Consider the following 12,958-nt stretch of genomic DNA (forward strand, 5'->3'; position numbering starts at 1 on the left):
AGCCTGATCTAATCGGAAAACCGCTTCACACTTTGCGCTACGCGGCCCTTCGGGTCCGGATCATGCTCTAGAGATCGTCGCCGTCGGAACCATCGGGCGGATCGTCACTGCCATAGTCCGCATTCATATTGGTTTCCGGCGCCTCGGGGGCAAGCCTGCGGACCTCGACGACCTTCGCACCGGGAAAACGCGACAGCACCTCCTGCACGCGCGGATCGGCTTCGGCGGAGCGCGCATGTTCCTGCTTCGCCGCGTGGTTCACCGAACGCAGCGTCGGCTGGCCCTGCTCGTTGGAGACGATCACGGTCCAGCGCCGGCCGGTCCAGAGCTCGAATTTTCGCGCGAGCTCGGAGATCATGGTTTTGGAGGCGTTGGGCTCGAGCGCGACTTCCAGCCGGCCCTCCTCGAAACGAACGAGGCGCATGTCGCCTTCGAGCGCGGCCTTGGTCATGAGATCGCGCTTCTGCCCGGCGACTGCGACGAGCTGGGTGAAGCTCGTGATGCGCAGCTGGGGCGCGGCCCCTTGCGGATCCGGCGCGGGCGCCGCCATCTGCGGCCGGGCGGCGCCGCCGCCGAACGCGGACGGTGACGAGGTCGGTGCGCGCATGGGTGCAGCCGAAGCAATCGGCGCCGCGGAGGCCACCGGCGCACCCGGCGTGCCGCTGCGCGCGGCGCTTTCGCCGCCCACGACCGGCGAGCCGCCGCCGTTCTGCTCCAGCATCCTGAGCGCTTCGTCCGGCGTCGGCAGGTCGGCGACATAGGCGATGCGCACCAGCACCATCTCGGCGGCCGCTGCCGGGCGCGTCGCGGCCTGCACCTCGGTGATGCCCTTGAGCAGCATCTGCCACATCCGCGACAGTACGCGCATCGAGATCTTCGAGGCAAAATCCCGCGCGCGCACGCGCTCGGTCTCGCCATAGGCGACGTTGTCGGCGGTCGCCGGCACGATCTTCACGCGGGTGACGAAATTGACGAACTCGGCAAGGTCCGACAGCACGACGATCGGATCGGCGCCGACGTCGTACTGGTCGCGGAACTCCTTGAAAGCGGCAGCGATGTCGCCGCGCGCCAGCGAATCGAAGAGGTCTATGACGCGGGTGCGATCGGCGAGCCCCAGCATCTGCCTGACCGCATCCGCCTTCACGGTGCCCGCCGCGTGCGCGATCGCCTGGTCGAGCAGCGACAGAGAGTCGCGCACCGAGCCTTCCGCGGCGCGCGCGATGATGCCGAGCGCCTCGGGCTCGATCTCGACGTTCTCCTTGGCCGCGATATTGGCGAGGTGCTTCATCAGCACGTCGGCCTCGACCCGGCGCAGGTCAAAACGCTGGCAGCGCGACAGCACGGTGACCGGAACCTTGCGGATCTCGGTGGTCGCGAACACGAATTTGGCGTGCTCCGGCGGTTCCTCCAGCGTCTTCAGGAAGGCGTTGAACGCCGCCGTCGACAGCATGTGGACTTCGTCGATAATGTAGACCTTGTAGCGGGCGCTGGCCGGCGCGTAGCGCACGCTGTCATTGATCTGGCGGACGTCGTCGACGCCGGTGTGCGAGGCCGCGTCCATCTCCAGCACGTCCATGTGCCGGCTTTCCATGATCGCCTGGCAATGCACCCCTAACGTCGGCATGTGGATGGTCGGGCCCTTCACCGATCCATCCGGCATCTCATAGTTGAGCGCACGGGCCAGAATACGCGCGGTGGTGGTCTTGCCGACGCCGCGGACGCCGGTGAGGATCCAGGCCTGCGGAATGCGCCCGGTCTCGAACGCGTTCGAGACGGTGCGGACCACAGCCTCCTGGCCGATCAGGTCGTCAAAGCTGGAGGGCCGGTATTTGCGCGCCAGCACCCGGTAGGGCGTGGTGGCCTGGCCGGCGCTGTCGGGGTTGGGAGGGGCGCCAGCGTCGGTCATCGGTCGATCCGCAATGGAATGTCTTTCGCCCGGCTTTTGCGGAAAGGAGCGCGCTGGCGGGAAGCCCGCCGGCGCAATTCGCTCGGAAAAACAGGTAGGAGACTGACGAGCGACCCGATCCGGACCTCGTTAGGGCTGCTTCCTTCCGGACCTGACCCGGTTGGCGAGTGGCTCGTCCACCGCCAATCTCCCGGTCCCTATTTGGGGCCAAAAGGTCGGGAAAGCAAGCGGGTATCCGTGGGTCCCGCACACCCCGCTGGGCGGCCCCCGCCGGCCCATTTGGACGCGGAAGCCGGCTCAGTGCTGGCGAGCTGGAACCTCCGTGATTCGCGCAAACCGCTTGCGATACTCGGCGGGCGTCACGCCGACGTGACGATTGAACGCGCGACGCAGCGTATCGGCGTCCGCGAAGCCACAATGAAGCGCGACCTGCTTCGGGGCTTCATTGCCAAACTCGAGCAGCCGCCTCGCCGCATTGACGCGGGCTTCCTCGACCCAGGTCGCAGGCGTGACGCCCACCTCGGCGCGGAACAGCCGTGCAAAGTGCCTCGGGCTGAGCTCCATGCGCGTCGCCAGGCTCGCAACGCTGTGGTCGAGCCCGGGATTGGCGGCGACCCAGCGCTGCAGCTCCTGCAGCGCGGCGCGGCCGGCGGGAACAGCCTCGCCCTTGCGGGTGAACTGCATCTGCCCACCCGGACGCTTGAAGAACATCACGAGCTGGCTTGCGACCTTCATGGCCGTATCGCGCCCGAGATCTTCCTCGACCAGTGCCAGCGCCAGATCGAGCCCTGCGGTCACGCCGGCGGCCGTGCGGAGCTTGCCGTCGGTGACGTAGATGGCATCCTTGTCCACGGTGACCGACGGGAATTTGCTGGCCAGCATGTCTGCGACCGCCCAATGCGTCGTGACCCGCCTGCCATCAAGGAGACCGGCGGCGGCAAGGAAGAAGGCCCCGCTGCACACCGAGCCGAATCTGCGGGTCCGCGAAGCCCGCCGCCGCAGCCAGTCGATCACGCTCCCATCCGCCGGGACTTCGGCCGCGTTCGGGCATCCCGCCACCAGCAAGGTGTCGATCGGCTCCTGGAAGTCGCGGTCGACGATTCGGTCGGGCATCAGCTGGATACCTGAGGAACTGCGGATCGGCCCCGGCTCCGCGCCCGCCACGAACAAGGCATAGGCGGGATAGCCGGCCTGGTTGTTCGCCTCAGCGAACACATCGAGCGGCCCTGCGACATCGAGCAGCTGCACGCCTGGCAGTGCCACGATCACAACCGTCCTTGGTTTCGGCTTTGCGCCCATGTCCGCCTCGATCCGGATTTGTCCGTTTTTGACGTGTTACGTTGATTTAAGACAACGTAGCTCGGATTTACAGTAAACGCGATCCAAAATTTCAGGAGCTGCTCATGTCAGAAATCACCGAGGCCGCCGTCATTCCCGACAGCAAGCTGGCGCGTGCCATCACCGAATACATCCGCGACACCGAAACGGATTTGCTCTTCAACCATTCCAGCCGCGTCTACCAGTTCGGCACGATGGCCGGCGTCCGCCGCGGGCTGACATTCGACCGCGAGCTGCTTTACGCCGGCGCCATGTTTCACGACATCGGCCTGATGCCGGGCCATGGCAGCCAGCACGAGCGGTTCGAGGTCGACGGCGCGCACGCCGCGCGCGACTTCCTGCGCAGCCACGGCATTTCGGAAGCCGACGCCTACACGGTCTGGACCGCGATCGCCCTGCACACCACGCCGGGCGTTCCCCAGCACATGCACCCCGTCGTCGCGCTGGTGACCGCGGGCGTCGAGATGGACGTGCTCGGGCTCACCTACGACGAATATTCCGACGCGGAGCGCGAGGCGGTCGTGAAGGCGTTTCCGCGCACGCCGCACTTCAAGGAAGACATCATCCAGGCCTTCTACGACGGCATCAAGCATCGGCCCGATACGACGTTCGGCAACGTCAAGGCCGACGTCATCGCCGACAAGGAGCCGCATTTCCATCGCGGCAATTTCTGCAGCGTCATCCGCAACTCGCATTGGCACGGCTGACCGGCGTTCGCGCAAGGACAGTGCGATCTCGAAATCGACTGCTGTGGACCCATGCGAGCCTGAGATTTCGCACGCGGGCCGCAATAGCCAATGACCCCATATTCAGGAGCATCCCATGGCCGATGAGCCGAAACGTTTGACCCATGCGACGGGCGCGCCCGTCAGCGATAACCTCAACATCATGACCGCGGGCCGCCGCGGGCCCGCATTGTTGCAGGATGTCTGGCTGATCGAGAAGCTGGCTCACTTCGATCGCGAGGTGATTCCCGAGCGACGCATGCACGCCAAGGGATCCGGCGCCTTCGGGACCTTCACGGTCACCCATGACATCTCCCGCTACAGCAAGGCCAGGATCTTCTCGGAGATCGGCAAGGTCACGCCGATGTTCGCGCGCATCTCGACGGTGGCCGGCGAGCGCGGCGCAGCCGACGCCGAACGCGACATCCGCGGCTTTGCGCTGAAGTTCTACACCGAGGAAGGCAATTGGGACATGGTGGGCAACAACACGCCCGTGTTCTTCTTCCGCGATCCCTTGCGCTTTCCCGACCTCAATCATGCGATCAAGCGCGATCCCCGAACCGGAATGCGCAGCGCCGACAACAATTGGGATTTCTGGACGTTGTTGCCGGAGGCTCTGCACCAGGTCACCATCGTGATGAGCGAGCGCGGCCTTCCCAGAAGCTTCAGGCACATGCATGGCTTCGGCAGCCATACCTACAGCTTCATCAATGCCGCCAACGAGCGGACCTGGGTGAAGTTTCACTTCCGGACGCAGCAGGGCATCGAAAACCTGACCGACGCCGAGGCCGAAGCCCTCATCGGCAAGGACCGCGAGACTCACCAGCGCGACCTGTTCGAGAGCATCGAATGCGGCGATTTCCCGCGCTGGACGATGTTCTTGCAGACCATGACCGACGATCAGGCCAAGGCGTTTGCCTTCAACCCGTTCGACCTGACCAAGATCTGGCCGAAGGCGGACTTTCCACTGATCGAGGTCGGCTATTTCGAGCTGAACCGCAATCCGGAAAACGTCTTCGCCGAGGTCGAACAGGCATCCTTCTCGCCGGCCCATGTCGTTCCCGGCATCGGCTTCTCGCCCGACAAGATGCTGCAGGCGAGGCTGTTCTCCTACGGGGACGCGGCGCGCTATCGCCTCGGCGTCAACCATCATCTGATCCCGGTCAACGCGCCGAAATGCCCGTATCACAGCTACCATCGCGATGGCGCAATGCGGACCGACGGCAATCTCGGGAGGACGCCGACCTATTTCCCGAACAGCCGTGGCGAGTGGACGGACCAGCCCGATCTCAACGAGCCGCCGCTCGAGATCGATGGTGCAGCCGCACATTGGGATCACCGCATCGACGACGATCACTATCGGCAGCCCGGCGACCTCTTTCGCAAGATGAACGCAGCCCAGCGGCAGGCCTTGTTCGACAACACGGCGCGTGCTGTCGGCGCCGCTGCCATCCCGATCCAGGAACGGCACATCGCCAACTGCGCCAAGGCCGATCCCGCCTATGGCGCGGGCGTCCGCGACGCGCTGACGCGCCTCGCGACCGTTCGTGCCAAGGGAACGGAAAAGGCCGCAGAATAGGGTCGGTCGATCCGCACCGAGCTCTCGCCGTCTTCGGCGAACGGCGCCGACAGGGCGCCGTTCGCATTTTTAAAGCGAACCGCCGAAACCTATCAATTTTCTCGCGAAAATAGCTCGAGCCGACGCGCCCGCCGGCCGGTGCTGTAGCGCATCGCCGCGGCATTTTTGCCGCGAAGCACAGACGCCGCAATTCGCCTCCGAATGCGTCAAGCCGATAGGCTCCCTGCCTATCTTCGAGGCCCCGCACATCCCTGAGGCAATCGAGTCTTGACAGGGCCCGCCCGGCAGCGCCTTTCTATGAAATCCTGCCGGAACCGAAACAAAGGGTGCGCGAAAATCCGATCCTGAGCATTCTTCAGCCGGCTGACGCCGATTGATGGGCGAATTTTTCGCGCGAGATCAACCACACACCTTCATCCAACCAGAAAAGCGATTCCTCAAAATGGTTACACGTCGTGATGTCGCATCGATTGTCGGACTTGGCGCGATGGCTGCGGCCACGCTGGCCTCACCGGCCGTGGCGCAGACCGCAGCGGATCCCAGCGAATCGACCTTTGCCCGCATTCGCCGCACCAAGAAGATGCGGATCGGCGCGGTCGGCGGCGGCGCGCCCTATTACATGAAGGACCTCGCCAGCGGCCAGTGGAAGGGCTTCTATGTCGACATCGCCAAGGCGCTCGCCGACGACATGGAGGCTGAACTCGAGATCACCGAGACCACCTGGGGCAATTCGGTGCTCGATCTGCAGTCCAACAAGATCGACATCTTCTTCGGCCTCAACCCGACCCCGAAGCGCGCGCTGGTGGTCGACTTCTCGGTGCCGGTCTTCAACAACGCCTTCGGCATCCTCTGCAAGAAGGACTTCAAGCCGAAGAGCTGGGCCGAGCTGAACTCGCCCGACGTCAAGATCGCCGTCGACCAGGGCTCGTCCCACGACCAGGTCGTCAGCCGCCTGACGCCGAAGGCGCAGATCTCGCGACTGAAGACCGCCGACGATGCCACCGCCGCGCTGCAAACCGGCCGCGTCGACGCACAGTGCCTGATCACCATGCTGTCGCTGACCGTGCTGAAGAAGAATCCCTCGCTCGGCCAGTTCGTGCTGCCGACGCCGATCTTCGCCACCACGTCGAATGCCGGCTTCCGCCGCGAGAACGACAAGACCTTCCGCGACTACGTCAACACCTGGATCGACTTCAACAAGGGCCTCGGCTTCATCCGCAACGCGATCATCACCAACATGGAGCTGGTGGGCGTGACCGAAGCGGACATTCCGCCGGGCGTTTCGCTGTAAGGTGTGATGAGCACCTGAAGTATCCACATCGTCATGGCCGGGCTTGTCCCGGCCATCCACGTCTGACCCGCGGCACCAAGAACGTGGATGCCCGGGACATAGGCAAGCGGAAGCGACGCCGTCCTTCGGACGGCTACGCCCGGGCATGACGACGAATTTCTGGGCGACATCGGGTACGAGTAAGAACACGCATGTATCAGTGGGACTTCGGCATCCTCTGGAGCTATCGCTGGCTCTTTCTCAACGGGCTCGGCGTCACCGTCGGCTTCACCGTGGTCATCGTCGTGCTCGGTCTCGTCTTCGGCCTGTTCGGCGCGTTCGGCAGCCTGTCGCGCTTCAAGGCGGTGCGTCTGATCGCCCTCACCTTCATCGAGGCGTTCCGCTGCACGCCGATCCTGGTGCAGCTGATCTGGTTCTATTACGCGCTGCCGATCCTGGCCGGCGTCGAGATGACGCCGATCACGGCCTCGGCGCTCGCGCTCTCGCTCTATGGCGGCTCGTTCTATTCCGAGATCATCCGCGGCGGCATCATCTCGATCGACAAGGGCCAGTCCGAAGCCGGCGCCGCGCTCGGCATGACACCGGGCCAGAGCATGCGGCGCATCGTGCTGCCGCAGGCGATCAAGCGCATGATCCCGGCGCTGATGAACCAGTCGATCATCCAGTTCAAGAACACCTCGCTGGTTTCGGTGCTCGCCGTGCCCGACCTCGTCTACCAGAGCCAGGTCGCCGCCCATGACAGCTACCGGCCGCTGGAGACCTACACCGCGGTCGCGGTCGCCTATGCGGCGATCCTGATTCCCCTGACCATCATCGTCCGCCGCGGCGAGAAGCGACTGGCGGTCAGCGAATGAGCGAGCCATCCAAGAACGCTTCGAAGATCGAGATCCGCAGCCTGCGCAAGAGCTTTGGCAGCAACGAGGTTTTGAAGAACATCAGCCTCGACGTGGTCAAGGGGGGCGTGGTGGCGCTGATCGGCCCATCCGGCTCCGGCAAGTCGACACTGCTCCGCTGCATCAATCTGCTGGTCGTACCCGACGGCGGCAGCGTCCGCGTCGGCGACACAAGCTTCCAATTCGGCGAAGGCGCGAGGCTTCCGGACGTGAAGACACTCGCAAAATTCCGCACCACCACCGGCATGGTGTTCCAGCATTTTAACCTGTTCCCGCACATGACGACGCTTCAGAACGTCATGGAGGGACCGGTCACGGTGCGCCGCATGGCCAAGGCGGACGCCGAGAAGCTCGCGCGGGCGCAACTTGCCAAGGTGGGCCTCGCGGAGAAGGCCGACCAATATCCGGCGACGCTGTCCGGCGGGCAAAAGCAGCGCGTCGCGATCGCGCGTGCGCTCGCGATGGAGCCGGACGTGATGCTGTTCGACGAGGCCACCTCGGCGCTCGATCCCGAGCTCGTCGGCGAGGTGCTCGCCGTCATGCAGCGGCTGGCCTCGGAAGGCATGACCATGGTGATCGTCACCCATGAGATCGCCTTCGCCCGCGAAGTCGCCGACCGCCTCATCTTCATGCGCGACGGCGTCGTGGTCGAGGAAGGTCCGGCGCGGCAGGTGATCGACAATCCGCAGCAAGCCGCGACGCGCGCCTTCCTCAGCCATTTCCACCGCACCGGCGCGTTGCCGCCGGCCAACGTAGCACCGTGATGCCTGATATCGATCGCACCTATCTCGTCACCGGTGCCGCCAGCGGCATCGGCCGCGCCACCGCAAAACTGCTCGCGGCCCCCGGCACCGCGCTTCTGCTCCACACCCGCTCGAACGTGGAAGGTCTCGATGCCACCGCGGCCGAAGCCGAAGCGAAAGGCGCCGCGGTGGCAAAATGCCTCGGCGATCTCGCCGAGGAAGCAGTCGTCACCGACGCCGCCGCCGCCGCGCAACGCGCTTTCGGACGGCTCGATGGATTGATCCTGGTCGGCGGTCATGCCCGTCGCGGCAGCGCGATCGGCACGCCGGCGGATCAGTTCCGGCAGGCGATGGACGAATCGGCGCTGGCGTTCACGCGGCTGGTCGACGCCGCGCTGCCGCTGCTGCGTGACGGGCGCGATGCGCGGATCGTGGCGGTGTCCTCTTTCGTCGCGCATGCGATCCGGCCGGAATTCGCACCGTTTGCCGCAACGGCGGCAAGCCGCTCCGCGCTCGAAGCGCTGGTGCGTCTCACCGCGATCGAGCTCGCCAAAGACGGCATCACCGTCAATGCGGTGTCACCCGGCCTCATCATCAAGGACAAGCCGAGCGAGAGCCGGCTCTCGCCCGAGCAGATCGCCACCACCGAGGCACTGATCCCGATGCGCCGTCGCGGGCGGCCGGAAGAAGTGGCCGAGATCATCGTCTTCCTGGCATCACCGAAGGCGTCCTACGTCACCGGCCAGGTCTGGCACGTCAATGGAGGCCTGACATGACCGAAGCAACCATCGAACGCATCAGGCTGTTCCTGATCGAGAGCCCGATCAAGATGGCGCGCCTCCAAGGCGTCGGCAACGTCAAGGGCACGGTGAAGCGCGTGCTGATCGAGCTCACCGCGAGCGACGGCGTGATCGGCTGGGGCGAGGCGGCACCGTGGGAAGTGTTCACGGGAACGCCGGAAGCGGCCTTCTCCGCGCTCGACATCTATCTGCGGCCGATCGTGCTCGGCAAACCCGTGCGCCGCATTCGCGCGCTGATGGCCGAGCTCGACCGTACGCTGGTCGGTCATGCCGAGGCCAAGGTCGGAATCGAGATGGCGCTGCTCGACATCGTCGGCAAGTCGTCAGGATTATCGGTCGCCGACCTGCTCGGCGGCCGCGTGCGCGACACGATTCCCCTCTCCTTCTCCATCGCCGATCCCGATTTCGCCGCCGATCTCGAACGCATGCGAAAAATGGTTCCGGACGGCAACGTCATCTACAAGGTCAAGACCGGCGTAAAACCGCATCGCGAGGACCTCGATCATCTCGAAGCGATCCGCAAGGAATTCGGCGACAAGGTCGACCTGCGCGTCGATTACAACCAGGCGCTGGCGCCGTTCGGCGCGATCAAGATTTTGCGCGATGTCGAAGAGTTTGCGCCGACCTTCATCGAACAGCCGGTGCCGCGCAAATATCTCGACGTGATGGCGCAGCTCACCGCGGCGCTGGAAACACCCGTTCTCGCCGACGAAAGCTGCTTCGACCGCCGCGACATGATGGAGGTGGTGCGCCGCGAGGCGGCCGATGCCGTCTCGATCAAGCTGATGAAAGCCGGCGGCCTGTTCGAGGCGCAGGCGATCATGGCGATCGCCGACATCGCCGGCCTGCCCGGCTATGGCGGCACGCTGTGGGAGGGCGGCATCGGGCTTGCCGCCGGGACGCAGCTGATCGCGGCAACGCCGGGCATCTCGCTCGGCTGCGAATTCTACATGCCGCATCACGTGCTGACCGAGGACGTGCTGGAAGAGCGCGTTGCCAACCGAGCCGGCCATGTCGTGGTGCCCGACGGCCCGGGCCTCGGCATCCGCGTCAGCGAGGCCTCCGTCCGCGCCAATGCGCGGGTGCTTGCGGAGGCGTAATTCCGCCATTCCGGGGCGCGCGCAGCGCGAGCCCGGAATCCATAGCCACAGGAAGTGGTTGTCGCGCGAGCTGGTCACCACGCATCTTCGCCAAACTTCTCCCTGTGGTTATGGGTCCCGGGCTCGCGCTTTGCGCGCCCCGGGACGACAGCGGAGCATGCCGCCCCCGCGGCCCCTAACCTTCCCCTCAGGGACTCCCTATCGTATGGTCCGGCCAAACACGCCCGCCCCATCGGGCTATCCGGAAACGCATATGTCTGATCCCGCCTGGTCGCTGCACTCCCGCCTGAAAGAGGACACCATCGACATCGGCGACCTGCCGCTGTCGAAGGTCCTGGTCATCAAGGACGCGCATTATCCCTGGCTGCTGCTGGTGCCGCGGCGGCCCGATGCGGTCGAGATCATCGATCTCGACGAGGTGGAGCAGGCGCAACTCATGACGGAGATCTCCCGCGTCTCGCGCGCGCTGAAAGAGATCACCAAATGCGACAAGCTCAATGTCGCCGCGCTCGGCAACCTCGTGCCGCAGCTTCATGTCCACATCATCGCACGCCGGACCAGCGACGCTGCATGGCCGCGGCCGGTCTGGGGCGTGATGAAGCCCTTGGCGCATGACGCCACCGAGGTGCAGACTTTCATCAGCGCGCTTCGCCGCAAGATCTGGTTGGGTTGAGAACAAGAAATGTCAGCATTCGACTCGTTTCCGCTGGGACAGCCGGCTTTCGTCACCAACATCCTCGATCGCGCCGCGCATCTGCGCCGCGACGACGAGAAGCTGTTCGCGATGGAGCAGAAGCCATCGTCACGCGCCTATGTCGTCTACCGCGACTCGCTGCTGGTGAAGCGCGAGGGCGACAAGGCGCGCGCGCTGCTGGGAGTAGACGAGGCGCTGAAATGCGGCGCCAACCCCGGCACGATCTTCTTAGGGTTGCGCGACGGCGCCGCGGTGTTCGGCATGGGGATGTCGCAGGCGGCGGCCGAGAAGCTGATCGGCCGCGAGGACTACACCGTCACCGAGCTGCGCGGCATGGCGATGCAGGGCGCGATTCCGCCCGACGAGCTCTCGGCGATCGCGATGGCGAAGTCGATGGTGAGCTGGCACCAGCGCCATGGCTATTGCGCCAATTGCGGCACGCGGAGCGCGATGAAGGAAGGCGGCTGGAAGCGCGAGTGCCCTGCTTGCAAGGCCGAGCATTTTCCGCGCACCGATCCCGTCGTGATCATGCTGGTCGCCTCGGGCGAGAAGTGCCTGCTCGGCCGCCAGAAGCAGTTTCCGCCGGGCATGTATTCCTGCCTCGCCGGCTTCGTCGAGGTCGCCGAGACCATCGAGGACGCGGTACGCCGGGAAATCCTCGAAGAATCCGGAATCCGCTGCACCGACGTGCAGTATTACATGACGCAGCCTTGGCCCTATCCATCGTCGCTGATGATCGGCTGCAGCGCGCGGGCGCTCAACGAGGACGTCGTCGTCGATCATTCCGAGCTAGAGGACGCGCGCTGGTTCACCCGCGAGGAGGCCGCGCTGATGCTGACGCGGACGCATCCGGACGGGCTCGCCGGCCCGCATCCGTTCGCGATCGCCCACCACCTGCTCGGCCGCTGGGTGCACGACAAGACCGGCGCGTAAGCTGGGGCCGCCGGTGGCCACATCACGGACCGCGCCACACACCCTTTGCATCGGCATTCCCGTGCGCGACCTCACCTTTCGCGTCGAGGCCGTGCCCGCGCGCGGCAGCAAGGCCAACGCCACGCATCTCGCCGAGATCTGCGGCGGCAACGCGCTCAATGCTGCGATCGCCATCGCGCGGCTCGGTGGCCGGGTCTCCTTCGCAGGACCGATGGGTGATGCACGGGAAGCGTCGAGCGGCTTCATTCTCGAACAGATGGCCAGTGAAGGCATCGACACGACGCACGTCGTGCGCATGCCCGGCCTGACCACGCCGGTCTCCGCGATCCTGATCGAGCCCTCGGGCGAGCGGACGCTGACGATCTATCGCGATCCCGCTCTGTGGGGCGTGAAGCTGCCAGACGGTGACGCACTGCTCGCCGATTGCCGGGCGGTCCTCGTCGAGAGCCGCTGCGGCGCCCTTTGTATCGATCTCTGCGCCGAGGCGCGACGACGCGGCATTCCCGTCATCGTCGGCGTCGATCGCGCGATGTCGTTGCAGGACGGCCTGCTCACGGCCGCCTCGCACCTGCTGTTCGCCAGCGACCAGGTGCAGGAGACGGCCGGTGTCGCCGATGACGGCGAGGCATTGAAGCGCCTGGCAGGGCTGACGCCGGCCTTCCTCGCCGCCACGCGCGGCCCGCGTGGCACGATCTGGCTGGACGAGGCGGGCGAGCTGGAGGGGACACCGGCCTTCCCGGTTCAGGCGGTCGATACGCTCGGGGCCGGCGACGTCTTCCATGGCGCCTTCACGCTTCGCCTCGCCGAGGGCGAGGAGGTGCGGGAGGCGCTGCGATTCGCCGCGGCCGCCGCAGCGCTGAAATGCACCCGCCACGGTGGCGGCATGGCCGCCCCACAACGCGTTGAAGTTGAAGAGCTTTTGCGAGGCCGACTCTAGAGCGGTTCCACCACGGAGC

General features: G+C 65.5%; 12 protein-coding genes and 1 other RNA gene. 10 read left to right on the forward strand and 3 right to left on the reverse strand.

Going from position 1 to position 12,958, the window contains the following annotated elements:
* Positions 1-67: 67 nt before the first annotated feature.
* The 3 genes from AB7531_RS40580 to AB7531_RS40590 all read right to left on the reverse strand — a co-directional run bounded on the left by AB7531_RS40580 (position 68) and on the right by AB7531_RS40590 (position 3,205).
* Positions 68-1,906 (reverse strand): DNA polymerase III subunit gamma/tau, encoded by a 1,839-nt coding sequence (locus AB7531_RS40580; RefSeq protein ID WP_063979824.1) that lies wholly within the window; start codon positions 1,904-1,906, stop codon positions 68-70.
* A 94-nt stretch (positions 1,907-2,000) separates the two neighbouring features.
* An RNA gene (gene ffs / locus AB7531_RS40585) (signal recognition particle sRNA small type) lies at positions 2,001-2,097 on the reverse strand.
* Between the two features lie 106 nt (positions 2,098-2,203).
* Complete coding sequence (locus AB7531_RS40590; protein ID WP_063985915.1) at positions 2,204-3,205, reverse strand: GlxA family transcriptional regulator; 1,002 nt, start codon at positions 3,203-3,205, stop codon at positions 2,204-2,206.
* A 104-nt stretch (positions 3,206-3,309) separates the two neighbouring features.
* On the opposite strand from AB7531_RS40590, the gene AB7531_RS40595 reads away from it, so the two are divergent.
* From AB7531_RS40595 to AB7531_RS40640, 10 genes are all read left to right on the forward strand, one after another.
* Positions 3,310-3,951, forward strand: coding sequence for an HD domain-containing protein (locus AB7531_RS40595; protein ID WP_071909180.1), 642 nt, complete (start codon positions 3,310-3,312; stop codon positions 3,949-3,951).
* A 115-nt stretch (positions 3,952-4,066) separates the two neighbouring features.
* Complete coding sequence (locus tag AB7531_RS40600; RefSeq protein WP_231143688.1) at positions 4,067-5,548, forward strand: catalase; 1,482 nt, start codon at positions 4,067-4,069, stop codon at positions 5,546-5,548.
* 442 nt (positions 5,549-5,990) lie between these two features.
* Entirely contained in the window at positions 5,991-6,839 is an 849-nt protein-coding gene (locus tag AB7531_RS40605) for a transporter substrate-binding domain-containing protein (protein WP_063979827.1), read from the forward strand.
* A gap of 191 nt (positions 6,840-7,030) precedes the next feature.
* Positions 7,031-7,693, forward strand: coding sequence for an amino acid ABC transporter permease (locus AB7531_RS40610; RefSeq protein ID WP_063979828.1), 663 nt, complete (start codon positions 7,031-7,033; stop codon positions 7,691-7,693).
* A complete protein-coding gene (locus AB7531_RS40615) occupies positions 7,690-8,496 on the forward strand; it encodes an amino acid ABC transporter ATP-binding protein (RefSeq protein WP_063979829.1) in 807 nt (268 codons plus the stop codon). The genes AB7531_RS40610 and AB7531_RS40615 overlap by 4 nt, the downstream gene beginning before the upstream one ends.
* Complete coding sequence (locus AB7531_RS40620) at positions 8,496-9,251, forward strand: SDR family NAD(P)-dependent oxidoreductase (protein WP_063979830.1); 756 nt, start codon at positions 8,496-8,498, stop codon at positions 9,249-9,251. The genes AB7531_RS40615 and AB7531_RS40620 overlap by 1 nt, the downstream gene beginning before the upstream one ends.
* The gene (locus AB7531_RS40625; protein ID WP_063979831.1) at positions 9,248-10,375 is read left to right on the forward strand and encodes a muconate cycloisomerase family protein; all 1,128 of its coding nucleotides are present in this window, start codon (positions 9,248-9,250) and stop codon (positions 10,373-10,375) included. The genes AB7531_RS40620 and AB7531_RS40625 overlap by 4 nt, the downstream gene beginning before the upstream one ends.
* Positions 10,376-10,628: 253 nt before the next feature.
* Complete coding sequence (locus AB7531_RS40630; RefSeq protein WP_063979832.1) at positions 10,629-11,048, forward strand: HIT domain-containing protein; 420 nt, start codon at positions 10,629-10,631, stop codon at positions 11,046-11,048.
* A gap of 9 nt (positions 11,049-11,057) precedes the next feature.
* Positions 11,058-12,002, forward strand: a complete 945-nt coding sequence (gene nudC, locus AB7531_RS40635; protein ID WP_063979833.1) for an NAD(+) diphosphatase — start codon at positions 11,058-11,060, stop codon at positions 12,000-12,002.
* A gap of 13 nt (positions 12,003-12,015) precedes the next feature.
* Complete coding sequence (locus tag AB7531_RS40640) at positions 12,016-12,939, forward strand: sugar kinase (RefSeq protein WP_063979834.1); 924 nt, start codon at positions 12,016-12,018, stop codon at positions 12,937-12,939.
* Positions 12,940-12,958: the final 19 nt, after the last annotated feature.

This window comes from Bradyrhizobium sp. 63_E2_N1_3 (assembly GCF_052076005.1).
GTDB classification, from domain to species: Bacteria; Pseudomonadota; Alphaproteobacteria; order Rhizobiales; family Xanthobacteraceae; genus Bradyrhizobium; species Bradyrhizobium barranii.